Below are 23524 nucleotides of genomic sequence, written 5' to 3' on the forward strand. Positions count from 1 at the left end.
TCCGTACGGATCAACGACCCTCGTAGTACGGGTCTAGGGACCTCACGGGCGCCTCGTGCATCATTGAACCGACTGCTTCTTCACCTCCGATCGAAATCCTTCTGCCGCAACACCTCTTCCGACCGCGGAGGTTCGCGATGACGTCGATGCGCGTCCACCTGGTGCTCGTGCACGGTCTGTTCTCCTCCGCGAAGGTGTGGGACACGTTCGCCACGCTCATCCGAACCGATCCCGAACTGGCCGACCGGGTCGACGTCCACCCCTTCGAGTACGACTCCCCGCTCGTCCGGCTCCGGCCGGACCGCCGGGTCGCCGAGACCGACGACATCGCCGACCAGCTCGGGACCTTCCTGGAGACCCGGCTCCGGGACGCCGAGCGGATCGTGCTCGTCACCCACAGCCAGGGCGGCCTGGTCGTCCAGCGCTTCCTGGCACGCAAGCTGTGGCACGGCGAGGGCGCCGACCTGACCCGTATCAAACACTTCACCATGTTCGCCTGCCCCAACACCGGTTCGGGCTTCTTCCTCACCGTCCGCAAATGGCTCAAGATCTGGCACAACCCACAGGAGCAGCAGCTCAGGCCGTTCGACCGAGCGGTGACGGAGGCTCAGCGCACCGTCCTGAGCGCGGTCGTGCACGCCCGAGGCCACAGCGACCAGGAGTGCCCCATACCCGTGCGGGCCTACGGCGGGACCGCGGACGACATCGTGCCGCCCGTCGTGGCCCGCGGTGTCTTCCCCAAGGGCGGTGTGATCACCGCCGACCACTTCTCCATCGTGCAGCCCGCCGACCGTGCCTCCGCCTCCTACCTCGCCGTCCGCGCGGCCGTGCTGGAGGCCGGACGGGACGCCGCCGAGCCGGAGGACCACGCCACCGCGCCGGCGGACGCACGTCTCCTTGTCGTCCCCCGGCCGGGCACCGGCGCCGACGACATCCCGGGCGGGACCGGCACCCCTGCCGTCGAGGACCCGGACCTCGCCCCGTTCCCTCCGCCGCCGTACGCGCAACTGGAGGACGGCCAGCTCAAGGGCGAGGACCGGCGCAGGCTGGTCGCTCACCTCCTGTCCGGGCAGGCCCGCAGGAAAGTCCACGTCGTGGCGGGGCTGGGCGGGTCGGGCAAGAGCCGCATCGCCCTGGAGGCGGCCGACCGCGCCCGGCACGCCGGACACCGCGTCTGGTGGGTGTCCGCGCCCGAACTCAACCTGCGGATGCGCATGATCGCCCGTGATCTCGGTGCCCCGTCGATCACCGTGGAACGGGCCTGGCTGATGGGCACGGCCATGGACCTGGTCTGGACCCTGCTGGACGCCTGCCCCGACCCCTGGCTGCTGGTCTTCGACAACGCCGACGACCCCGAGCGGCTGGAGCCCCGCGGCGGTCCCGTCGTCGGCGGCACCGGCTGGCTGCGCACCCCGCGCAATGCGCAGGGCACCGTGATCGTCACCAGCCGGGTGCGCAGCAGGTCCGCCTGGGGTGACGCCGCGTACATCCATCAGGTGCTGCCGCTGGACGAGGACGACGGTGCTTCCATGCTGCTGGAGCGCACGGGCGGCCTCGGTGGCACCAACGAGGAAGCGCGGGGGCTGTCCCGGCAGCTCGGCGGGCTGCCGCTCGCCCTTCGCCAGGCCGCCGACGTGATCAAGGCGGTCCACCAGAGCAAGGTCTCCCTGGACAGTGACATCAGGGACTTCGAGGCGTTCCGCCGTACCGTCGCCCCGCGCGAGGACGCCGTAGCCGACCAGGACGGTCCGCACCTGAGCGAACTCCTCGGCAAGGAGATCGTGGAGAAGGTCTGCGGGGTCGGCCTGGACCTGCTCACCCAGCACGACCTGCCGCAGGCCCCCGCCCTGCTGAAGGTCCTCGCCTGCCTCAGCGTCGCCCCCGTCCCCTACCGCTGCCTGCTCACCGACACCGTGCTCGCCCAGTCCCCGCTCTTCCCCGGTGCCACCCCCGCGAGCATCAGCGCGGCCCTGGCCGGTCTGGAGGAGCTGGGCCTGGTCGACGCCTACGAACGCGAGGGTGTCACCGACCGCAGGCTGGCCGGCCTGCTGACGCTGCACCCCGTCGTGCACGGCGTCCTGCGCGAGGACGAGGAGGTGCAGCGGCGCCCGGCCGACCACTACGGCCTGGCCGTACGCATGCTCCGGTCCGTCACCCTGCACTGCAATCCCGACCACCCCGCCAACTGGCCCCTGTGGGAGGCACTCGGCCCGCACGCCCTTGAGGTGTCCCGGGCCTGCCTGCTCGGCGACCTCAAGCTCTCCGACCGCACCGTGCGCACCGAGGCCCTGGAACTGGCCCGGCTGACCGCCCGCTACCTCATCGCCACCGGACTGCTCGGCCCCGCCTACGACCTCGTCGTGCCGCTCGTCGAACGCTGCACCTCCTACGGCTTCGACGGCGACGACCGCGAGATCCTCGGCCTGCGCCACGAGCAGGGGCGCATTCACCTCGACCGGGAGCAGTTGCCCCAGGCCGAGGAGGTACTGGCCCTGGTGGTGCGGGCGCGGACCCGGATCCTCGGCGAGGACCACGCCGACACCCTGGCCAGCAGGCACAAGCTCGCCCGCGCCATCAACGAGCAGTCAGGCCGGGAGCACGAGGCCGAGGTCATGCTGCGCTCCATCGTCGAGGCGGAGAACGAGGTGCGCGGCCCCGAGCACTACGACACCCTCGTGGTGCGCCATACCCTGGCCCGCGCGATGCTGGCGCTCGGATCCCACCAGGAGGCCGAGACGGAGGCGCGGAAGATCCTCAGCATCAGCCGCCGCAACCACTGGCCGCCCGCCACCCCCGAGACCCTCCGCGTGCAGGAGACCCTGACCCACTCCCTGCTGGGCCAGGACCGCGCGGTCGAGGCCGAGCAGGTCATCCGCGAAGCGCTGCGGGACGCCTCCCAGCCGGTGGACTCCAACCTCGTGATGCGACTGCGTTTCACCTTCGTCCTCGTACTCCTGGGAATACGCGGTCGTACGCCCGAAGCGGTGAACGAATTGCGCACCCTGGTGCGCGATCTGGACCGGGTGGTGAACACCGAACACCCCTTGTTGGTGCAGGCCAGCGGGCTCCTGGAAAGGACCGTACGGGAGATGCCGACCTGAAACCCTTTTCCTTCAAAGAAGTTGGGACGAATTACCCCGTGGGCGGTGGGCTTGCGCGTAGCCTGACGGTGCCTCACCCTGTGTGACGCGTCCCCTACCGAAGCGCGCGGAGGTCCGCCGATGTCTTCTCTTCCCCCTGACACCCACGACGAGCAGGCCCTCACCTGGGGTCCGCCGGGCAGCGAGTTGGAGGAGATGCAGGCGGAGTTCGGGCGGCGTATCGCGATGGAGGCGCTGGAGGCCGGGCGCCAGGCACTCGAATTCGACGCGAAGACCGCGTTCCGCAGCACCAGCGGAGCGCATCCGGGATAGGCGCCGCGGTCCCGCCACCGTCGTCCACACATGCCAGGGGGCTCACGAATGGCATCAGGGAACTCCGTCCAGGATTTAGCGGCGACGCCGTCGCACGACCCCTTCTTCCGTGTCGCCAGCGCGTCCGCTTTTACCCACGAGTTGCTCGCCGGCCTCGCCGCAGGACGGCACGCGGCGATCCGGGTGCCTGGCTTCCTGCCTCGCGAGCGGTGCGATGAAGTCCTCTCCGCCCTGGAGGAGCGGGCCTTCGACTCCTATGGCAGCGCCCGTGTGCAGCCGCAGGTCATGCGATTCGGCGTGGGCGTCAGCGACCACATGGCGAACGGCGGGGTCGCCGACGCCTACTGGAAGGCCCTGGAGGAGCATCACGCCGCCTGGCGGGGGCTCGGCCTGTCCTTCGACCCGTTCCTCGTCTGCCGGGAGGGACTCGGTGCCGACTGGCCCGGTGGCGTGGCGGTCGGCCGCAGGGGCGGACGCGAGCTGGGCGACGGCGTCGCCCGGGAACCCAACCAGGGCTTCCTGGTCCACTTCGACGACGCGCTGCGCGAGTACGCCGACGACCTGCTGGACACCCCCCTGATCGGCCAGTTCGCCTTCAACCTCTACCTCACCGTGCCACCGTCGGGTGGCGAGACGGTCCTGTGGCGGCACCGGTGGCGCCCCGAGGACGAGGCCCACCGACGACCCGACTCCTACGGGTACGACGAGACGGTGGTCCGTGGGTCCGAGTCCCTGGAGATCACCCCGCGGGTCGGTGAGGCCCTGCTGATCGACCCGCGCTGGTTCCACGCGGTCCGGCCCAGCCGGGGCGGCCGCAGGATCGCACTAGGGTTCGCGGTGGGACTCACCTCCTCGGGCCGCCTGCTGACCTGGGCCTGACCACCGCGTCCGCCGGCGAGGGACTCGACGTGTCGTCGGCTGCTCACGACTTTTGACGTCTCAGTGACCGAGTGGATACGTTGTGTCGATGGACATCCTGCGGTACGTGGCGTTCAGCGCCGATCCGGCCGGCGGCAACCCGGCGGGCGTGGTATTGGACGCCTCGGGCATGGACGAGTCGACGATGGGCACCGTCGCGGCGGAGGTCGGGTACTCCGAGACGGCCTTCGCCACACCCCGCCCGGACGGCGCGCTCGACGTGCGCTACTTCAGCCCGAAAGCCGAAGTGCCCTTCTGCGGCCATGCCACCATCGCCACCGCCGTCGCCTACGCCGACCGGCACGGCGTAGGCGACCTGCTGCTGCACACCATGGCCGGACCGGTCCCGGTGACCACCTCGGCCCGCCCCGACGGCTCGCTGGTGGCCACCCTGGTGAGCGTCGAGCCCCGGACCGCGGAGATCGCCGACTCCGATCTGGCCGAACTGCTGGACGCGCTGCGCTGGTCCGCGACCGACCTCGCCCCGGCCCTGCCGCCGCGCGCCGCCTACGCGGGCGCCTGGCACCCGGTCGTCGCGGCGGCCGACCGCGCACGCCTCGCCGACCTCGACTACGACATGCCCGCGCTCGGCGCCCTCATGGCCCGCCGGGACTGGGCCACCGTCGCACTGGTGCACCGCGAGACGGACACCGTGTTCCACGCCCGCAACCCCTTCCCGCCCGGTGGCGTCGTAGAGGACCCGGCCACCGGCGCCGCCGCGGCGGCCCTCGGCGGATACCTTCGCGACCTGGGTCTCGTCGACCCGCCCACGGTGCTGACCATCCACCAGGGCGTCGACATGGGCCGGCCGAGTCTGCTCACGGTGGGCATCCCGGCGAACCCGGGTAGCGGCATCGAGGTGACCGGCACGGCCATCCCCATCGCCTGACCGGGAACGGACCGCTACCGTCCGCTCTCCTCGGCGATCTCCAGCACGACCTCGATCTCCACGGGTGCGTCCAGCGGCAGGACGTCCATGCCGACCGCGCTGCGCACCGGGCGGCCCGCCGCGCCGAACACCTCGACGAGCAGTTCGCAGGCCCCGTCCACCACCGTGGCCTGCCCGACGAAACCGGGCGCCGAGGCCACGTACCCGACCACCTTCACCGCCCGGACCACCGCCCCCAGCGGGGCGACCGAGTCCGCGGCGGCCAGTGCCGCCAGCACGCACTGCCTGCTCAGCTCCCTCGCCCGCTCCGGCGACACCTCCGCGCCGACTCTGCCGGTCGCCGTCAACTCCCCACCGGTCAGCGGAATCTGGCCGGCGACGAAGACGTACCTGCCGCTGCGCACGGCGGGCACGTAGGCGCCTTTGGGGGCACTCACCTCGGGCAGTCGCAGCCCCAACTCGGCGAGCCGTGCGCGGACGTCGGTCGGCATTGTCCCCTCCTGGCAAGCTGGACGAAGGAGGCCATAGTCCCACCGCCCGCGTCGCGCCGGGACGGACTCGCCGCTTGCGCCGACGGCGGCGGCGCGGCTCTGCTAAGCAGACCTCCGGTCCGGGTCAGTTGAATTCCTTTGGTTCGCGCGAGCCTGAGGAGAACGCGAGTGTCTGACCTGCTGCTGGCTCAGGCTGTCAGTCCAGGTCGGACATGTCGAGCACGAAGCGGTAGCGGACGTCGTTGCGTTCCAGGCGTTCAAGGGCCATGATCACCTGAGACGACGGCAGCAGTTCTTTGTCAGCGGTGATGCCGTGTTCGGCGCAGAAGCGCAAGACGGCGGCAGTGGACGGGCGACCGCCGCGGCCGGCGGAGCTGAGCTTGCGCGGCGCCCGATGGGGCATCTCGTCGCGGAGCACGAGCGCCACGACGATCACAAGATCCGCGCCATCACCGAGGCCCAGAGCGCTGGGCGCATCAGGCAGGACGACCCCTTCGACGTGATGGCCATGGTCATCACCATGTCCATGGACTGGTCGCCGGTGAGCCATGTCCACGCCGCTGCCGCAGCGGAGCCCCCGGAGGTACACGATCAGCGGCGCGCTCTGTTGCGGGACTGCGTTCGCCGCGCCGTCGCCCCGGGATGAGCAGCACTTGTCGCGCCGTGAGCCGTGAGCCGTGGCACCTTCCAGGCGAGATCAGCTCTTGTCATCGGTTCTTCGAGCGGCGAGTTGACGACCACGTCGAGAGTCGAGTTGAGGCTAGAGGTCGAGGACGACTTCGGTGGTCGGGGTGCTGCAGCAGACGAGGACGGTGCGGGGCTCGGGCAGTTCGAGGGGCGGGGTGGTGTAGGTGATGTCGCCTGTGACGAGGGGGGTGGTGCACGTGTGACAGACGCCGGTGCGGCAGGACCAGCGGGTGGGGATGTCGCAGGCTTCGGCGAGTTCGAGGAGTGAGGAGTGGTCGGGGGACCACGGGGTGGCGATACCGCTGCGGGCGAAGGTGACGAGAGGGCCGGTGCCGGTGGGGCCGGGTGGCTGGTGCGGCCGGACCGAGCCGGTGGGCGTGACGCCCGGGTTGATGGCGGGCAGGGCGCTGAACTGCTCGGTGTGGATCTGCTCGGGTCGCAGGCCGCGTTCGAGCAGGAAACCGCCGAGGTCGTCCATGAAGGCGGGCGGTCCGCACAGGTAGGCGTCGGCGTCGGCGGGAATGCCCAGAGCGGTCAGCGATCGGGCGGTCGGGCGGCCCCGGGTGATGTGGTGGTCCTCGGGAGGCGGTGTTTCGGACGTGTAGTAGATGTGCTCGTGGCCGTCGGGGAGGTGTGCGAGGAGGTTGTGGGCCTCGTCCGCGAAGACGTGGCCGGCGCGGCCGTGGGCGGTGTGTATCCACCAGACGGGGCGGGGGTCCCGCACCGCGGCGAGTCGGTGGAGCATGCCGAGCACCGGGGTGGCGCCGATCCCCGCGGAGATGAGGACGACGGGGCGGGTGCCTTCTTGGAGTACGAACGTTCCGCGGGGGCTGGCGATGTCCACGAGGTCTCCGGGGTGAAGCCGGTCGTGGATGTAGCCGCTGGCCTTCCCGTGCGGCTCGTGCTTCACGCTGATCCGGTAGGTGCCGGCCGCCGGCGCGGAGGACAGCGAGTAGGAGCGCACCGTGGGGGCGGTGTCGTCCACGGGGAGGCGAATCGACAGGTACTGGCCCGGGCGGGCCTCGGGCAGCGGCGTGCCGTCGGTGGTGTCCAGGTAGACCGACCGGACGCTGGGGGTCTCGGCGACGATGCGGGCGACGCGCAGGGTCCTGAAGCCCGGCCATCCCGGCTCCTCTCCGGGCTGTCGGCTGCCGGCCCGCTCGCCGGGCCATCCCGGTTCCTTACTGGGGTTCTGGGCGACTGCGAGTTCACGGAAGGATTGCTGCCAGCCGGGGCTGAGGGCGGGGATGTTCAGTGCTGTGCGCAGCTTCGCGGGATCGCGGCCGGGAAGGTAGAGCAGGGCGTCGATGTCGGCGACGCTGAGCCCCTCCGGCCCCCTCCGGGTGAGGGTGATCTCGTCACCGGCCTGGACACGGCCCTCGGTGATCACCCGTAGGTAGAAGCCTGGGCGGTGGTGGGCGACGAGGAGGGCGGCCATGGTGGGTTCGCCCAGGCGCATGCCGACGCGGTAGCAGGTGACGCGGGGCTGGGTGACCTCGAACTCGGCTCCGCCGATGCGGTACCGGTCGCCGATGCACACCTCGTCGTCGGGCAGTCCCTCGACGGTGAAGTTCTCCCCGAAGATCCCGAACGTCAGGTCGTCGCGGCCGAGGTGCTCTTTCCAGTACTGGTAGGACTCCAGCTGGTAGACGAGGACGGCGCGGATTTCGCCGCCGTGGCCGGCCAGGTCGCCCTGTCCGTCGCCGTCGACGTTCAGCCGCCGTACCATTCGCGGGCCGTCGACGGGGGATTTCCACGCCCCGGTGTGAACGGTCTTCCCCTGCCAGGGGACGTCCTCGGGCATTCCCACGTTGAGGGACAGCAGTGTCGCCATCATGGATCTCCCTGTGTGGTCGGCCGAACGCGGCCCCTCGGAGCGCCGTGATGCGCATGTGCGGGGGTGATCCTGTGCGGTTTCCGGTACCGGTGGAGTCCGTCACCATCAACGGTGGTGCATGTGCGGGGAATGTTCGAACGGAGGACCTGCGGGCCAGGTCGTCCGACCCGTTTCCGGACGCATCCGGGTACCGGCGGGTGCGCTCGGCAAGTGGCGGGAGACCGGGCACCGCTCTGCCCTGCCCGGGACCTGGCTGCTGAGGTGGCGGGCCCGGCGCCCGCCGACTGTGACCGTCTTGCCGCGTCGGCCTTCACCGTCGGAGAGTTCGGTGACTGCCTGTATCCCCTTACTCTCATTTGCCCCTTCGGTGAGCAGGGAATTTGTGTTACTCATGAGATGTGCGGTGCGGGATCTCGGGGCCTGACCGCACGGACTCGGGAGTGTCTTCCGGCATGTGCCGGAGCCAGCGAGCTGGGTGAGCTGCATGGACCCACACCCTCCTCTTCCTCTGCGTCGCCGTTCGAGATGGTCAGCGGCGCGCTGGCGCATTACATCCCGAGAGCCGGGACGACGGCCGCCCCCGGTCCTGCCGCCTCGCCGGGCGGGCACCACACCGGTCGGCCCACAGGTGCCGACCGGGAGACCGGAGGCCGGGAACAGATCCTCGGGGCGGTCAACCTCGACCGGGACCTGAGGATCACCAGCTGCAATCTGGACGCTGCTCCTTTCACGGGGGTGAGTGTCGGACCAGGGGCCGCCTTCGCCGATCTCCTGCCACCCGGGGACCAGCCGACGGTGATGCAGCGGGTTGCAGCGGGTCATCGAGACCCGAGAGGCGCATGTCGCCCGGGTCCAGCACCTGCGGCGGGACGACGGGGCCGAGGTGGTGGTCTCGATGAGCATCCTCCCGGCCGCACCACCGCGGGAAGGTCTGACGGTCTCCCTGATCGCCTTGGCCAAGCGGCTGCACCTGTACGCTGCCGCGACCGCGATCGGGACGTCATTGGACATCGGGGAGACCGCGCAGTCCCTGGCCCAGTCCCTGCTGGCCTGGGGGGCCTGGCCGCCGTCGACCCGCTGCCGGAAGCCGATAGATGGCACCGGCCGGCGTGTCACTCCTCGCCGCGCAACCGGGCCGCCAAGGAGACGAGCGCTTCGCTCTCCTCGGTGTGCCCCAGTGCGGTCAGGCGGGCCACCGCCGCATCCAGGCGGGTGAGAGCGGGGGCCGGGCGTTCCAGGTAGAGGCCCTCCACCGCACCGGCGAGGCGGGTGCACTCGGCCCACTCGCCGACTCGGTCGTCCTCCGCTTGCGGCTCGCCGAGCAGAGCGAGGGCCCGCTCCAGAGCGGCCAGTGCGTCCTCGTACTCGTCGGCGTAGGCGTTGACCCGCCCGTGTTCGTAGGCCAGTGCCGTCTCCAGGGAACGGCCGCGGGCCTCGTATTCGGCGGCGCGGGCCTCCTCGGCGATCCGGCCGGCGTCGGCGAGGAAGGCGCGGGCGCCGGCCAGGCCGTCGGGGCCCTGCTGCTGGGCCTGGAGGCGGGCGAGTTCGCGAAGGCAGTTGCTGAGCTGCTCGTAGCGCGGGGCCCGGTCGTGCACGGCGAGTGCCTGGTCCGCGGCCTCGCGGGCCCGGCCGAACTGGCCGGACTCTCCGAGGAGTACGGCCGTCTCCGCAGCGATCATGCCGTGGCCGGCCGGGTCGTCGTCCCAGCCGGCCGACTCGGCGGCGAGCGCGACGAACTCCGCCGTGGCGGCCTTGAGGTCCTCCCCCGCGTGCAGCGCCCGGGCGCGCGTCAGGCGCAACTGGGCGACGAGCCGGTCGTCCAGCTCTCCGGCGGCGACGTCCGGTTCGGCCAGCAGGGAGTCCAGCAGAGCGATGCAATCCTCGACACGGCCCAGGTCGAGACTGAGCTGGGCCGCGTTGCTGTAGGCGCAGAACGCGTCCGTCCGGCTGCCGTGGCGCAGGTCGAGCTCCGCCGAGCGGGTCAGGTGCCGCAGTGCCTCGTCGGGTCGGCCCAGGTGCATGCACACCTCGGCCAGATCACCGTGCAGGCGCGCGGTGCCGACCGTGCCGGCCGGCCACTCGGCGGCCAGTCGCAGGCCCTCCGCCAGGTCCGCGTGCGCGGCCTGCACGTCCCGGCCGAGCTGGAGTCGGCCACGCAGGCCGAGCGTGCGGGGCAGATGCCAGGCAGGGCCGTGCGCCTTCAAACGGTCCACGAGGGCGTCCAGTTCAACGACCGCGGTGGGCAGGTCGCCGGAGAGGGCGTACGTGCTGGCCCGCAGCAGCAGGGCGCCGGAGATCTGCCCGACGACCTCGTGCCGGGTGGCGAACGCGTGCAGCAGGTCCACCTCGGCGAGGACCGGTGCGGTGTGCTCCTCGCTCCTTGAGGTCTGCAGGCGCAGGCCGAGCGCGGTCGCCCGCAACCGCAGCAGGCGGGCCTCCTGGTACGGCGCGAGGCCCGGCGTTTCCTCATGCAGGCGGACCAGGGACGCGTGCGCGGCGGTGAGTGCGGCGACCTTAGCTTCCGTCGCGTCCGGGCCTTCCGCGGGGATCTCGGCGGAGGCGAGCAGGGCGCAGGCACGGGCGACCGCCGCATAACCCGGCATCCCGGCATCGTCGTACAGGCCCCCAGCCTCGTCGTGCAGAGCGGCGGATTCGGCCGGCTCGTCCTTCTCTCCGGCCCGGCTCGCCTCGTCGGCCAGCAGGTCCGCGCGCAGTTGCACGAGCGGGCCCACGGCCGGGTCGTCGGGATGGGTGTAGCCGCGGGCGGTGACGAGCCTGCGCAGCCGCGCCCAGCAGGCTTGTGTGTCCGGGTGTCCCTGTTCGTCCAACGACCTTGCCCGGATGATGAGTTCGGGAAGCGACTCGGGGACGGCGGCGGCCGGACGGGCGGCGGGTGCGGCGGCCGGGGACGCCTGGGCCGCGTCGTCGAGGCTGCGGGTGCGCAGGGTCAGTTCCAGCGCGTCCAGGAGCGGGGAGCGGTCCAGGCGGGCCCTGCGGCGTTCGGTGTGGGCCGCGGTTCCGTTGCAGGCATCGAAGCGGGCGGCGAGGTCGTCGGCGCGGCGTGCCACCTCGGCGCGCAGACCTTAGCGGCGGGCGTTGTCCACGCACAGCGCGGCCCGCGCGGCCACCGTCCAGGTGCGCCCTGCGTAACCGGCGGCGGGCAGTTCGCCATGGCCGAGGAACTCGACGCGCTGGAGGAGCACCTCCACCCTGGTGAGGAAGTCGCACAGGTCCAGTGGCGAGTCCACCTCGTCGAACAGGCTGCGGTTCTCGGCGAGCAGTTCCAGGCCGCGTGCTTCGTTGCCGGTCAGCGCGCAGAACTCCAGGTGCCGGCCGACCTCCCGGGACATCGAGGGGTTGCGGCGGCAGCCCCGGTACCCGGCCAGGCGCAGTTCGCGGGCGCGGTCGGTGCGGCCGGTACGCAGCAGGGGCAGCAGTGCGTACGAGAGGGAGCGGGCCGGTTCTTCCTGGCAGGACTCCTTGCCGCCCAGGACGGGTTCCCAGACGCGCAGCGCTCGCTCGTCGTCGCCCGAGACGAGGTGGTACAGGGCACGCTCGCAGGTCTCGCACGCCTCGCAGTCGCTGAACCGGGTGCGGCCACGGCTCGCCCACAGCTCGTAGGCGAGGGTGGTGTCCTCGACGACGTGGGCGGCGAGCTGATACGCCTGTCCGTAGTACGGCTGGAGGCCGAGACCTTCCTTCTCGTACCGGTCGCGCATCTCCGTCAGCCACTGGCGCAGGCCGGTCAGCGGCATATCGGGCACCGCGCGCAGGGCGTTGGACACCCACTTGAACCGCCAGGGGTGCGGTCGGCATCGTCAGCTGTCCTTGCGGAGGGCGTGGGCGAGGAGGTCGAGGAAGGAGCGGTTGATCAGGCTCGATTCGGCGGGCCTGAGCGGGCGCCGGGACAGCAGCACAGCCTGCCCGTAGAGGGCTTCGGCGCTGGTGCGGGCCAGTTCGGGCTCGTCGATGGCGACGGCCGTACGTACCAGCGGGTTGAGCTGGTTGAGGATCAGCTGGGCCCGCGGGGCCTCCTGGCGCAGGGCGCCGAGGATGTCGCCCCACAGTCCGCCCTCCTGCTCACGGGCGAGCCGCGCGCGCAGCCGCTCGGCGAGGGCGTCACGGACGGCGGCGAGCGTGTCGTCCTCGTACAGGGACTCCCGGGACGCCGTCGGGCGCAGGCTCTCGGCGTCGACGACACAGCGGACGAAGAACGCCCACTCGGGCAGGATCTCCTCGGCCTGCTCGGACAGCAGCATGCCCTTGACGTGCACGCGGTGGCCTCGGCGGCGTCCGGCCGGCACCGCCTCGGGCAGCACACACGCGATGCCCTTCAGGCCCACGGCCGGCAGGTCCAGCTCGACGGTGTCCAGCGGTGTGAACCCGAAGACCTCCTCGCCGTACGCGGCCAGCGCCCGGGAGCGGGCTCCCGGCGTGGTATATATGCGGGCCCAGGGTGCGGGCTCCGGGTTGACGGACGCGCCCGGGCCGCCCTCACCGTCGTCGAAGGTCACCGGGTGGCGCAGCAGGGAGCCGAAGTGGCGGGCCAGGTCGTGCACCTGCGCCGGCCGGGTCCACTCGCCCGCGTCGGCGCGCGGCGTCAGCGTGACGGTGGTGCCGGGCCGGGGGCGGCCGGAGGCGGGCAGCGTGCGGACGGTGTAGCTGCCGTCGCCGCGTGCCCGCCACTCGACGGCGGGTGCGTCGGGGGTGCGGGCGGAGCGGCTCAGGACGTGGATCTCGTCCGCGACCAGGAAGCAGGAGAGCAGACCGATGCCGAACTGGCCGATATAGTCACCGCGTTGCTCAGCGATCCGCTCGGCGCGCTTGCTACTGCGGCCGATCGTGGCGAGGAAGATGTGCACGTCGGCCAGGGTGAGACCGATGCCGTCGTCCTCGACGCGCACCACCGCGCCGTCGGCGTACAGCCGGACACCGAACGTGTCGGCAGGGACGGCCGGTTCCAGGCGGTGCCGGGCGGTCAGTGCGTCCACCGCGTTCTGCATCAGCTCCCGCAGGTAGACACGGGGGCTGGAGTAGAGGTGGTGGGAGAGGAGATCGACGAGGCCGCGCAGCTCCACGGCCACTCGGTGTAGGCGCCGTCCAGCGCCAGGAAGACGCGACGCACCGCGTGCCGCTCGTCGGCCAGCGACAAGGCCATGGCGAACATGTTGAAATCCCACTGCCGGCCCGGATGCCGCGTGTAGTCGGGGTGGAGGATGCTGTGCTCGGCCACGTTCCGCAACTCGGCCTGGATCTCGGGAGTTTCGAGGCACTCGGCACGGTCCGATGCGAACCAGTCCTCGATGTGCGCCATGGCAAGGACACAGCCGAGGCGGTGACCCTGCGGGGCGCGGGCGAGCGCGTCGCGGGCGAACGCCAGTGCCTGGCCCGGCTCGCCGCCCCAACGGGGCTGCAACTGCGACACCCACGCGAGATGGGGCTCCAGGTCCAACGGGTCGCGGCGCAGGGCGGCGTCGAGCCGGGTCTCGTTGATCGTGAGGCCCAGCGACATGCCGCGGCCGGAGGTGAGGAGGCGGCTCCACGGAGTGACCCAGTCCGGCCGCAGCTCGGCGGCCTCGAACAACTGCTCCTCGCCGGTGTGGAGCCGCTCGTGGAAGACCCGCCACTGCTCCTGCGTGACGTGCACGGCACGCGCGTTGGTGCGCGCCTCCCAGCCCCACCGGATGTGCCGCGCACCGGATATCAGCAGGGCCGTCGCCCGGTGCTGCTCGTCCTGCTCGACGGCCCGGCCGATCCACTCCTCCACGCCGTCCAGGCCGGCGATTTCCCCCAGCACTTGGTGGTCCTGGCCGAGATCGAAGGGGGCAAGTGCCGCCTTGACCTCCTCCCAGTCACCCCCGTCGGCCGCCTCCACCAGCGCGAGCACTCGGGTGTCCCCGAGCGCGCGCAGCCGGTACGTCCCGTTCTTCTGCCTGCGCGGCGCGGGAAGGGCATGCGGATCCGTCGCCGGTCCTACCGCACCCCTGCCGAACAGCTTGCCGAACATGCCGCGTCCTTCCCTGGTCCCGCATGATCGTCCGTGCAGCATAAGGGGCCCCACCGACACTACTTGCACAGGGTTTTCACCGACACTTCACGTACTCGCGCCCCATCTGGTCGCCAAGCGACCGCCGGTGACGTCGCACGTCACAGCGAGTTCGCGCAGGCGGTGCCGGTTGGTGTCGTAAGGCTTGCAGCGCCCGGTGGCGCCGATGAACCAATGAAAGAAATCTCCCGAGGTAACCGCCCGAGCCGGGGTCGGCAGCAGGACTACGGTGAGGTATCGCCCGACGGGGTGGCGAGCGGCGTCGTCCTGGCAGACTCCGCTGCGGGCCGCTGGGTCCGACAAGACGGTTCCACGAAGAAGAGTGAGGAGCCATGGCACCTGAAATCTCTGCCATGCAGGACGTAAAGCACGAAGCTTGGGCGGAAATGGCAGAATTCGCAATTTTTTCTCATTGGATTCCGGAGCGCTTGGACAGCATTGGCCCAAAGGTCAGGCCCCGTCAGAAGCAAGCGACATCCGACTGCGTGGCTACTGGATTCGCACGAGGTACATTGGCCAAGACGGGGTCCCTCGGCTCAGCCCTGCAGAACTAAAGTACATCTCTGATGAAGAAATCCGCCAGCGCCGCCAGTATGCCTGTGATCGCGTTTCGGAACGTGCTGAACCCGAGAATCGTCAGTTTGAAGAGTGGTTCTTGCCGGACCTCCATGGGGCCGCTGAGCGATTGGGTTCCCTTAAGAAGGAGTATGGGGAATCCAGTGCGGCTCGTGAGCGTCTGCGGGACCAGTATCGTGACAATGGTCGTTTTCTCGGTCCCCGAAGTGACTCGCCGCCGCCACAGCCGCTCCCGTCATCGCCGATTTCAGGAGTAGCCGTGAATACGTCCCTTCTGCTGCCCATGTGGCAAGCATCCGGGCTTCAGAGACGTGCCGCCGGCTCTGGCGCCGGACCTGGTCAGCCCGGTGCAGGCCGGTACAGTCCGCCGCCAAGCACTGCCGGCGCATCGCGGCAGGGCCATCGGCGCTGAACGATCCTCGATGCTGCGAGGGCCAGTCGCGGGCTTTCCTGACCACCAGTCGGACAGCCCGCCTCGTGGAAGTGCGGGGCTATTGGCCCCGATCGGCCATCAGTTCTTCTTCAACTCCTGGGCGAGCATGACAAGGATGCCGCTGGGACCACGGACGTACGTGAGCTTGTAGACGTCCTCATAGGTCGCCACACCGCGAAGCGGACGGCATCCGTGCTTTGCGGCTGTCTCAAGTGCTTCGTCGATGTCGTCGACTGAGAAGGCGACGCGATGCATGCCAATCTCGTTGGGACGCGTGGGCTTCGTCTCGATCGCTTCGGGGTGGATGTACTCGAAGAGTTCAAGGCGACCGTGGCCGTCTGGCGTCTGGAGCATCGCAATGTTGGCGTGATTGCCATCAAGGCCGACGGCGGTGTCGGTCCACTCACCACTGACCGTGTCACGACCGACGACCGTGAGACCGAGGTCGGTGAAAAAGGAGATCGCTGCTTCGAGGTCGCGCACGGCGATGCCGACGTTCTCAAGTCTGATGGCCATGCGGTGCATGCTACCGAGCCAGGCCGATCGGGCGCTTCCGGCAAGCACGCAGCCGCGTACCAGGCGCCGTCGAGGTCGACCGTGACCTGTCCACCGGTGTCCGTACCCAGACAGGTTGAGGCAACTTCTCCCCGGGGGTGGGTTCGGTCTCGGCCTGAGCGGCCTTGCGGGCCTCAACTCGACCACGTCGGCGGTCCTGGTCCCGGCCCGCAGGGCCGCGGCCGGGCCGGCGATGGTCCGTCGCCGGCACCGCCGGCTACGCCTGGGCCTGGCCCACCGGGCCAAGGAAGATCCGGTCCAGGTGATAGGAGAGGACCGCGGCAGCGGACTCCGCACTGCGCTGACCCACCAGGACGCTGGTCCCCAGTCCTGCGGACATGGCCAGCAAGCTGATCGCCTCCGTATCCGGATCCGCTCCGGGCCGCAGCAGCCCATCCGTCGCCGCCTGCGTGAGCAGCTCGGTGACGGTGGTCTCGGCGGTGTCGGGTTTCTTGATGTACGGCTGGGCCGCGAGCGTCTTGTCGGTGACCGCCAGGACCGCGTAGGCGGTGTACAGGTGGTGGAACACACGACTCTCCTCGTCGGTGGGCAGTGCAGCCCAGAGCAGGGCCTCGACGACCGCGCGCGGTCCCGGATCGTCTCCGGCGGACCGGACGCGGTCGGCCACCCGCTGCCCGAACCGCTCCGTGACATGCCTCAGCCCGAACAGGAGCAGCTTCTCCTTGGACTCGAAGTAGTACTGCACCAGCCGTAGGGACACCCCGGCTTCCGCTGCCACGTCACGCATCCCCACTGCATGGAGGCCGAGCCGTCCGGAGGCGCGGACCAGGGCCTCCGCGATCTCGGTCCGCCGTTCCGCATGGTCCACCCGCTTGGGCACTGTCCGCTTCTCCACTTCCGTGAGCCGGCGCTGTCGAGGCGGCACCACAACCTCGTTCTGATACAGCAGTACCATAATCATAATACGTTCGTACCACGAACGATCCAGCCCCTTGGAGGTAGCCGTGCCCGAGTCCGCGACACCGCGCCCCCCAGTTGATGTCGGCCGCTACGTCAGCGACGTCCGGCGCGAGCGCTACTTCGCAGCCTGCGACGTGGTCTACGCGCTGGGAGCAACAGCGTCCGCAGAGCAGGACGTGGAAACGTCTTCTGGCACCACGCACGTCTATCGCTACGTCCCCGCCGATGCGGCCGCCCGCGACCGCACTCCCGTCGTCCTCCTGCACGGCGCAGGCTCCTGCTCCGCCATGTGGTACCCGAACACCCCCGCTCTGAGTGCCGCGCGCCCCGTCTACGCGCTCGACACTCCGGGCGACCCCGGCCGCAGTGTGCAGCGCGCCCCGATCCACCAGCCCGAGCACGCCGCGCAATGGCTGGACGAAACCCTGGCCGCGCTCGGACTCGACCAAGTGCACCTCGTCGGCTCCTCCTACGGCGGCTGGCTCGCCCTCAACCAGGCCCACCACAGGCCCGGGCGTCTCGCTTCGGCCACGCTGCTCGACCCCGGCGGCCTGGAGAAAGTGGGGCTGCGCTTCTTCGCCTGGATTTTCGTCGGCCTCTTTGCAACCTTCGCTCCCACGGCACTGCGGCCCCGGCTCGCGGCCTGGCTGGACCAGCCCGTACTGGTGATGCCAGAACTGCGCGCGATGGTCCGGACAGCCGTGCGCGCCTTTCGTATCCGCCGCCCCTCGCCGCTGCCCCTGTCCGACGCCGAACTGGCCGGCATTCGCACGCCGCTGTACCTGGTACTCGGAAAGCACAGCCTCATGGTGCATCCGCAGCGGCAGGCCGAGCGCATTCCCCGGCTGATCCCGGGCGCCCGTGTCGAGGTCGTCGCCGGCACAGGTCACGGGCCGCAGATAGACCATGCCGAAAAGGTGAACCACCTCATGCGGGAATTCATGGAGTCCGTCGGACGCGATCAGTCGAAGGCCGGCCAACGAAAGCTCTAGGGACGCGGCCTCGCTGCAACGGGAAAGCCGCGGAACGGACACGTACCGGCACCGGCAGTCTGACTCTCCATGGTCGTGCCGCAGAGAGTGGACCAGAGCCCCAGTAGCGGCCCTGGCACAGATCTTGGGGAGCTGTTTCGGCAAGTGATATTGCCGTTCGATTCGCAGGCGTCGCAGGGTTGTCGGCCAGGAGCCGGTTCGTACTCGGGGTGCCCCGGTGCCGGTGTGTGATCAGCTCCGCTGCCGGACATGGCAGCCGGGCCCGACAGCCCGGGTTGCCGGGGCTCAGCCCGGCGTGTCGATCAGGGCGGTGACATAGGCGTTCAGCCTCTCCACCACGGCCCGCGTCGTCAGCTCTCCGCGCTCCATGCCGCCGCGTCGGCGCCCTTCGGAACCACGACGGTATCGGCGGTCGTCAACGCCACGTAATCGCGGGGCCACTCGGCGGGTCGCAACCCGTGGATCGCCACGAGTTGACGGGCCAGCAGAGGAACGCGCGTCTCCAATCCCTCATCGTCGAGAACCGTCCGGCCCGCCAGATGTGTCATCAGGAGCGACGGATACTCGCCATGCGCGGCGGTCGGATCAACCGCGACCAGTCCAGGAGCCGGCACGCCGGTCCCCGTGAGCAGGGTCAGGGCGTCGGCCTCCCTGCTCAGCCAGTCCTCGGCGTGCTCCACGTTGACGAAGGTCCGCAGCACCAGGTCACGGGTGCCTCCGTCCCGCGTGCCGATGGTCAGGCGCCGCATTTCGGCAGTGATTCCGCCGTGCAGCGCCTCCGCTTTCACGATCCGTTCGCCGACCTCCAGGTGCCGCCTCACCCAAGCCAGGGTCAGCGGTCGGACAGCCGCCGCCTCGTCGTGGTTGGTCACCGTGCCACCTCACCATCCGAACGCCGGCACCCGCAAAAGCCAAGGCACCGAGGACACCATGCGCGCGATCTTCTCGCTGGCCGGCGCCGCGCCGTCCAACTCCAACGCCCAGCCGTGGCGGGTCGAGGTGGCCAGCGGTGCCAGGCGCGAGCGTCTGGCGGACGCCTTGCAGGCGGCCCATGCGGAACGGCGCACCTCGGCCGCCGTCCCGTATTCGGAGGGCATGTACGCACCCGTCCACCAGGAGCGGCGGGCGGCGTTCGGAGCCGGCCTGTACGGAGCGCTGAATATCGCTCCCGACGACCACGTGGCCCGCGCGGCCTACGACGCCCAGAGCCTGCGCTTCTACGACGCACCACATGCCGCGTTCCTGTTCGTCACCGGCGACGGCGGCGCACGACTGTCCGCCGACGTCGGCGCCTACCTGCAGACGCTGCTCCTCGCCATGGCCGCATACGGCGTGGCCAGTTGCCCGCAGGGCCTGCTCAGCTTCTGCGCCGACACCGTCCGTGCCGAACTCGGCGTGACCGGAGGGAAGCTGCTGGTGGGCATCTCCTTCGGTTACGCCGACGAGAGCGCGCCGGTGAACCGTGTGACGACCGAGCGGGCCGCTCTCGAAGCGACCACCGCCTTCCACTCTTGAGGACTCCTGTCCGGTTCGGCGGGCGAACCGGGGGAGGACGCCCGCGACGTGCGGTCCGGACTCGGAGGCCGGGCCGGACAGTTCACAGCAGCCCTCAACAAAGCTGGTCCGGGCCGCCGAACGGCCATTCCCTGAGGCCGGATGTGGCTGTACGGCCCCGCATGGGGCTACCCAGTGAGCTGCTCGCGTCTTCGCCTTGCGGCCCCCCGGCCGGCTGGAAGGGCCCCGCCTACTGGCTGCCGTGCACGGTACCGCCGCCGTCTCGTGTCCTTGGGGGTCATAGCCTTTCGGAGACATCTCTCGGCAAGGTACGGAGGAACACCTGTGATCCGCGTAGTGGTCGTGGACGACGAGGCACTCGTGCGGTCCGGGTTCGAGCTGATACTCAACGCCGCTGACGATGTCGAGGTCGTCGCGACGGCTGTCGGCGCCGACGCGGTCGACACAGTGCGCAAGGCATCCCCGGACGTCGTGCTGCTCGACATCCGCATGCCCGACGTCGACGGGCTCACGGTGCTGCGTGCCGTACAGACCCTGCCCACCCCGCCGGTGGTCGCCATGCTGACGACGTTCGACACCGACGACTACGTACTGACCGCACTGCGGTCCGGCGCGGCCGGGTTCCTGCTCAAGGACACCGATCCCGCGCAACTGGCCCAGCTCGTGCGCACGCTCGCGGCGGGCGGTGTGGTCATGTCGCCCCGGGTGTCCCACGCGGTGCTGCGTGGCCACTCCGCGTGGGACAGAGCCACTGATGAGGACGTGGCCCGGATAGGCCGTCTCACAGAGCGCGAACGCAACGTGCTGGTGCTGATCGCGGAGGGCCTGTCCAACGGGGAGATCGGGGCCCGTATCCATCTGAGTGTGGGCACCGTCAAGGACCACGTCAGCGCGATTCTGAGCAAATTGCGGGTCGGCAGCCGTATTCAGGCCGCGCTATTGGCTCAACGGGCCGGACTGCTGAAACCGGGCGGTGGCCGAGGCGGGCAGTGACCCGCTGGGCGATTCCCCGTCGAGGCCATCGGCGCGGTGCCGGTGGCCTGGCCGGTCTTCGCCGTCTGAGGGAACCGGGACGCGCAGGACGATGTCAGCGCCGCACGCAGGACCGTCGCCGCCCTCGCCACAGATGACAGGCCACGGACGACAGACCGAGTCCGACGCCACGACCGACGCCCGGACCGGGGAGCCTGCGAGCCTGCATGCACGCCCCCGGCACCGTACGGCCGACCCGGTGCCCGACGGCGGATTCCGCGTCGCCCTCAGGCTTCCACCCCGCACCGGGCATGCGTCAGCGGATGAGTTCGGCCGGTTTGGTGACCAGGCTCAGCAGCCATTCCAGCGGCCCGCGCCGGAACAAGCGTGACCAGAGCATGGCGAAGGCGGCCATCGCCACGGTGAAGGAGAGGAGTACGTACAGCGAGGAGCCCGGCAGTTCCTCGATGCCCAGCATGCCGATGGCGATCACGTGCAGGACGTATGCGGTCAGCGACATCGAGCCGACCGCCATCACCGGGCGGGCAAGGCGGCGGAAGCGGGGGAAGGCGTCGGTGGCGGCGATGCACCCGACGAGGACGGCGATCGCCACACCGGTGTTGGCCAGGATCGACAGGGTTGTCTCGCTGTGCGGAGAGGCCACCAGCAGGGTCTGCGGGGTGCCGACGACCGGGTAGCCCCACGTGTCGGACCACCAGGCCGAGCTGACCGGGCCGCCCACGGCGCCGTCCGACCAGGCGATCGCCGTCATCGCGCCCGGGACCACGTGCAGCGCCAGCCAGGAGCCCCCGTGGCCCAGGACTGCGAGGCCGAGGCCGGTGACCGCCAGGCGGATACGGACTGCGGTGGCAGCCAGGTCGAGGCGGGCCACGGCCATGCCGGCGACGACGAAGGGAATCCAGGTCAGGGCCGGGTAGGCGCCGGTGAACAGGAGCGAGACGAGGCCGTCGGCATCTGCGGGCCAGGTCCAGATGCCGCCGGGCTCACTCATGACCAGGAAGTGCTGGACGGCGTACAGGAGCTGCGGCAGGAGCAGCGCGCCCACCCCCGCGATGACCGCGAGCGGGCCTGCGCTCAACCGGTACAGCGGCAGGACGAGCAGGAAGTACAGGCCGTAGAACGCGAGGATCACCTCTACCGGGGTGCCGTAGAGCGTGAGCGCGGTGCCCACGGCCAGCAGGACCACGGCCCGGATGACGACCTTGGCGACCGCCTGTCGGCCCGCGCGGCCCGTCTTCGGGGTACGGCGGCCGGTGAGCAGCATGACGGAGAAGCCGGCCAGGAAGGCGAAGAGGGCGGAGGCGCGGCCGTGGCCGAGTTCCATGACGAAGCCGGTCGTGCCGCCCTGGGCGGGGTCCGGTCCGACGTGTGCCGCGTACATGCCAAAGACGGCAAGGCCGCGAGCCAGGTCCACACCGATCAGGCGGCCCGTGGAGGGCCGCACGGCGCTCCGGTTCTCCGTTGCTCCGACGGGTTCCGGGCGGGCAGGCGCCGCGAGGGCGCACGGTGTCTCGTGTGTGTTCTGGCTCATGTCTCCACGCTGGGCAAGAACCGGGACCGTGCGTATCCGTCGGTCGTCCGGATCACCCCTCCACCTGGCCGGGATCGACCCCCCGACCGGCGGCACGCGGTGCCGTCCGGCCTGCTCGCCAGGCTACAACATACGGTAGGAGCAACGTGCGGCCACAGACGCGCTGCCATGAGAGCGAGGCGGAACAGACGTGATCCGGGCCACGGGTGGCACGCGCCTGTCCACGCCCCGCGCGGAGCCGGGGACGATGACCACCCGCAGGCCGCGGGGTGCACGGATCACGGCCCCGGTCGTCGACGGCCTGGTCGTCGTGATCGCCGCCGCGGACATGGCGGTGACCCTGTGGGGCGAGCACGCAGCCGTGCTCACTGAGACGGCGGCCGCGCTCGCCTGTGCCGTGCTCGTGGTCCGCCGGCGCTTCCCGCTCTCGGTGTTCTGGCTGACCCTGCCCGCGAGCCTGATGCTGGACATCGCGTTCGCGCCGTTCGCGGCCCTGTTCACGCTGGCCGAACGGTCCCGTGACCGGCGACTGCTCGCCGTGTGCGCTCTGCTGTTCGCCGCTGCCTCCGCCGCACCCTGGCCCTTGGACGGCAGCGAGTCGGACGGCCGTGCCTGGACAACGGTCTACTTCTGTTACGCCCTCGCCACCGCGGCCGCCCCGGTCCTGTTGGGCCAGCTCGTCCAGGCACGCAGGGATCTGGGCCGTCGCCTGGTCGAGATCGAGGAGGCCCGCGAACACGAACGGATGCTGCACGCACAGGCGGTCCTGGCCCGCGAGCGCACCCAGCTCGCCCGGGAGATGCACGACGTCGTCTCCCACCAGGTCAGCCTGATCGCCGTGCAGGCGGGCGCCCTGCAGGTCGCGGCGAAGGACCCCGCCACCCAGGACGGTGCCCGCACCATCCGCTCCCTCAGCGTGGACACCCTCAACGAGCTGCGTCACATGGTCACCCTGCTGCGCGCATCCGGGAGCCATGCCACCGAACTGACCCCGCAGCCGACCCTGGCCGACCTGCATCGACTCGTCGCGAGCAGCGGCATCGAGACCGAGCTGACCGGAGAATTCCCTGCGGACGTCAGCATGCCCGCGCAGCGTGCCGTCTACCGCACCGTCCAGGAAGCCCTGACCAACGTCCGCAAGCACGCCCCCGGCGCCAGAGCCACCGTCTGCCTGTGGCACGCCCCGGACGAGTACGGCGTGACCGTCACCAACACTCCCCCGACCCGCCCCTCGCTCTCGTTGCCGGGCTCCCGTCAGGGCCTGGTCGGCCTGAGGGAACGCGCCGAACTCCTGGACGGCACCCTCGAATCCGGACGTACTTCCCAGGGCGGCTACGAGGTAACTCTGCGTATCCAGACTGGCGGCATCGCACTCTGACGTGCGGAACGCCCAGCCCGAATGGCGGAGGCCATTGAGGGCATACCTATCACGATCTTCACCCATTACCCGAAAAACTTTACCGGACGGTCGTGAATGCGAATTCTTTGAACACGAAAAACTACCTGCCGGAAGCCTCGCACACGATAAAGCCAGAAGACGCAGAAAAGATTGTCCTGCCATCTCTCGCTGACACCCAACGCAAGCAAGCAAGCAAGCAAGGAAAATGGTGGACCGGATTTTCTCGCTTTTTGATGACTGGTCCGGTTCACTCCTGCAGTTCGGTATGGACGTCCGCACCTGGACGTCGGGCCCGTGGGCATGCGCCGACTCATGTGCCATCGCTGAC

General features: G+C 70.3%; 15 protein-coding genes and 5 pseudogenes. 10 read left to right on the plus strand and 10 right to left on the minus strand.

What is annotated here, in order from left to right:
* Positions 1–137: 137 nt before the first annotated feature.
* From ACFYPJ_RS25775 to ACFYPJ_RS25790, 4 genes are all read left to right on the plus strand, one after another.
* Positions 138–3101 (plus strand): alpha/beta fold hydrolase, encoded by a 2964-nt coding sequence (locus ACFYPJ_RS25775; protein ID WP_389021625.1) that lies wholly within the window; start codon positions 138–140, stop codon positions 3099–3101.
* A gap of 120 nt (positions 3102–3221) precedes the next feature.
* Positions 3222–3413 (plus strand): hypothetical protein, encoded by a 192-nt coding sequence (locus ACFYPJ_RS25780; protein ID WP_389021628.1) that lies wholly within the window; start codon positions 3222–3224, stop codon positions 3411–3413.
* 48 nt (positions 3414–3461) lie between these two features.
* The gene (locus tag ACFYPJ_RS25785; RefSeq protein ID WP_389021631.1) at positions 3462–4292 is read left to right on the plus strand and encodes a proline hydroxylase; all 831 of its coding nucleotides are present in this window, start codon (positions 3462–3464) and stop codon (positions 4290–4292) included.
* Between the two features lie 88 nt (positions 4293–4380).
* Complete coding sequence (locus ACFYPJ_RS25790; protein ID WP_389021634.1) at positions 4381–5220, plus strand: PhzF family phenazine biosynthesis protein; 840 nt, start codon at positions 4381–4383, stop codon at positions 5218–5220.
* Positions 5221–5234: 14 nt separating this feature from the next.
* On the opposite strand, the gene ACFYPJ_RS25795 is transcribed toward ACFYPJ_RS25790, so the two are convergent.
* On the minus strand, positions 5235–5711 hold the full coding sequence (locus ACFYPJ_RS25795; RefSeq protein WP_389021637.1) for a RidA family protein: 477 nt from the start codon (positions 5709–5711) through the stop codon (positions 5235–5237).
* Positions 5712–5907: 196 nt separating this feature from the next.
* Positions 5908–6096 (minus strand): annotated as a pseudogene (locus ACFYPJ_RS25800) (NAD(P)-dependent alcohol dehydrogenase); the annotation flags it as partial.
* On the opposite strand from ACFYPJ_RS25800, the pseudogene ACFYPJ_RS25805 reads away from it, so the two are divergent.
* A pseudogene (locus ACFYPJ_RS25805) lies at positions 6085–6357 on the plus strand (TetR/AcrR family transcriptional regulator); the annotation flags it as partial. The pseudogenes ACFYPJ_RS25800 and ACFYPJ_RS25805 overlap by 12 nt on opposite strands.
* A 114-nt stretch (positions 6358–6471) precedes the next feature.
* On the opposite strand, the gene ACFYPJ_RS25810 reads toward ACFYPJ_RS25805, so the two are convergent.
* On the minus strand, positions 6472–8232 hold the full coding sequence (locus ACFYPJ_RS25810; RefSeq protein ID WP_389021910.1) for an MOSC domain-containing protein: 1761 nt from the start codon (positions 8230–8232) through the stop codon (positions 6472–6474).
* Between the two features lie 528 nt (positions 8233–8760).
* Between ACFYPJ_RS25810 and ACFYPJ_RS25815 the strand changes: the two are divergent.
* Positions 8761–9292, plus strand: a pseudogene (locus ACFYPJ_RS25815) (PAS domain-containing protein); the annotation flags it as partial.
* A gap of 55 nt (positions 9293–9347) precedes the next feature.
* Here the strand turns inward: ACFYPJ_RS25815 and ACFYPJ_RS25820 are convergent.
* The 5 genes and pseudogenes from ACFYPJ_RS25820 to ACFYPJ_RS25840 all read right to left on the minus strand — a co-directional run.
* Positions 9348–12035, minus strand: a pseudogene (locus ACFYPJ_RS25820) (hypothetical protein); the annotation flags it as partial.
* Between the two features lie 18 nt (positions 12036–12053).
* Positions 12054–13319 (minus strand): HSP90 family protein, encoded by a 1266-nt coding sequence (locus ACFYPJ_RS25825; RefSeq protein ID WP_389021640.1) that lies wholly within the window; start codon positions 13317–13319, stop codon positions 12054–12056.
* Positions 13238–14242: a hypothetical protein gene (locus ACFYPJ_RS25830; protein WP_389021643.1), complete on the minus strand. Its 1005-nt coding sequence runs from the start codon at positions 14240–14242 to the stop codon at positions 13238–13240. Before ACFYPJ_RS25830 ends, ACFYPJ_RS25825 begins: the two co-directional genes overlap by 82 nt.
* Before the next feature lie 1126 nt (positions 14243–15368).
* Positions 15369–15806 (minus strand): VOC family protein, encoded by a 438-nt coding sequence (locus tag ACFYPJ_RS25835; RefSeq protein ID WP_389021645.1) that lies wholly within the window; start codon positions 15804–15806, stop codon positions 15369–15371.
* Between the two features lie 256 nt (positions 15807–16062).
* Complete coding sequence (locus tag ACFYPJ_RS25840; RefSeq protein ID WP_389021648.1) at positions 16063–16686, minus strand: TetR/AcrR family transcriptional regulator; 624 nt, start codon at positions 16684–16686, stop codon at positions 16063–16065.
* Between the two features lie 124 nt (positions 16687–16810).
* On the opposite strand from ACFYPJ_RS25840, the gene ACFYPJ_RS25845 reads away from it, so the two are divergent.
* Entirely contained in the window at positions 16811–17758 is a 948-nt protein-coding gene (locus ACFYPJ_RS25845; RefSeq protein WP_389021651.1) for an alpha/beta fold hydrolase, read from the plus strand.
* A 359-nt stretch (positions 17759–18117) separates the two neighbouring features.
* On the opposite strand, the pseudogene ACFYPJ_RS25850 reads toward ACFYPJ_RS25845, so the two are convergent.
* Positions 18118–18630, minus strand: a pseudogene (locus ACFYPJ_RS25850) (phosphotransferase family protein); the annotation flags it as partial.
* Between the two features lie 58 nt (positions 18631–18688).
* Between ACFYPJ_RS25850 and ACFYPJ_RS25855 the strand changes: the two are divergent.
* The gene (locus ACFYPJ_RS25855) at positions 18689–19273 is read left to right on the plus strand and encodes a nitroreductase family protein (RefSeq protein WP_389021654.1); all 585 of its coding nucleotides are present in this window, start codon (positions 18689–18691) and stop codon (positions 19271–19273) included.
* A gap of 324 nt (positions 19274–19597) precedes the next feature.
* Positions 19598–20266: a response regulator gene (locus tag ACFYPJ_RS25860; RefSeq protein WP_389021657.1), complete on the plus strand. Its 669-nt coding sequence runs from the start codon at positions 19598–19600 to the stop codon at positions 20264–20266.
* A 295-nt stretch (positions 20267–20561) separates the two neighbouring features.
* On the opposite strand, the gene ACFYPJ_RS25865 is transcribed toward ACFYPJ_RS25860, so the two are convergent.
* Complete coding sequence (locus tag ACFYPJ_RS25865; protein WP_389021660.1) at positions 20562–21797, minus strand: DUF418 domain-containing protein; 1236 nt, start codon at positions 21795–21797, stop codon at positions 20562–20564.
* 247 nt (positions 21798–22044) lie between these two features.
* On the opposite strand from ACFYPJ_RS25865, the gene ACFYPJ_RS25870 reads away from it, so the two are divergent.
* Complete coding sequence (locus ACFYPJ_RS25870) at positions 22045–23175, plus strand: sensor histidine kinase (protein WP_389021663.1); 1131 nt, start codon at positions 22045–22047, stop codon at positions 23173–23175.
* The last annotated feature ends 349 nt before the right edge of the window (positions 23176–23524 follow it).

The organism is Streptomyces sp. NPDC006012, from assembly GCF_042871185.1.
Taxonomy (GTDB): Bacteria; Actinomycetota; Actinomycetes; order Streptomycetales; family Streptomycetaceae; genus Streptomyces.

Bases quoted from the DNA above. Each gene is read 5' to 3' on its own strand.
- ACFYPJ_RS25785 (WP_389021631.1), top strand. From the start codon at position 3,462: ATGGCATCAGGGAACTCCGTCCAGGATTTAGCGGCGACGCCGTCGCAC.
- ACFYPJ_RS25795 (WP_389021637.1), bottom strand. From the start codon at position 5,711: ATGCCGACCGACGTCCGCGCACGGCTCGCCGAGTTGGGGCTGCGACTG.
- ACFYPJ_RS25775 (WP_389021625.1), top strand. From the start codon at position 138: ATGACGTCGATGCGCGTCCACCTGGTGCTCGTGCACGGTCTGTTCTCC.
- ACFYPJ_RS25810 (WP_389021910.1), bottom strand. From the start codon at position 8,232: ATGGCGACACTGCTGTCCCTCAACGTGGGAATGCCCGAGGACGTCCCC.
- ACFYPJ_RS25835 (WP_389021645.1), bottom strand. From the start codon at position 15,806: ATGGCCATCAGACTTGAGAACGTCGGCATCGCCGTGCGCGACCTCGAA.
- ACFYPJ_RS25865 (WP_389021660.1), bottom strand. From the start codon at position 21,797: ATGAGCCAGAACACACACGAGACACCGTGCGCCCTCGCGGCGCCTGCC.
- ACFYPJ_RS25790 (WP_389021634.1), top strand. From the start codon at position 4,381: ATGGACATCCTGCGGTACGTGGCGTTCAGCGCCGATCCGGCCGGCGGC.
- ACFYPJ_RS25780 (WP_389021628.1), top strand. From the start codon at position 3,222: ATGTCTTCTCTTCCCCCTGACACCCACGACGAGCAGGCCCTCACCTGG.
- ACFYPJ_RS25870 (WP_389021663.1), top strand. From the start codon at position 22,045: ATGACCACCCGCAGGCCGCGGGGTGCACGGATCACGGCCCCGGTCGTC.
- ACFYPJ_RS25855 (WP_389021654.1), top strand. From the start codon at position 18,689: ATGCGCGCGATCTTCTCGCTGGCCGGCGCCGCGCCGTCCAACTCCAAC.
- ACFYPJ_RS25830 (WP_389021643.1), bottom strand. From the start codon at position 14,242: ATGTTCGGCAAGCTGTTCGGCAGGGGTGCGGTAGGACCGGCGACGGAT.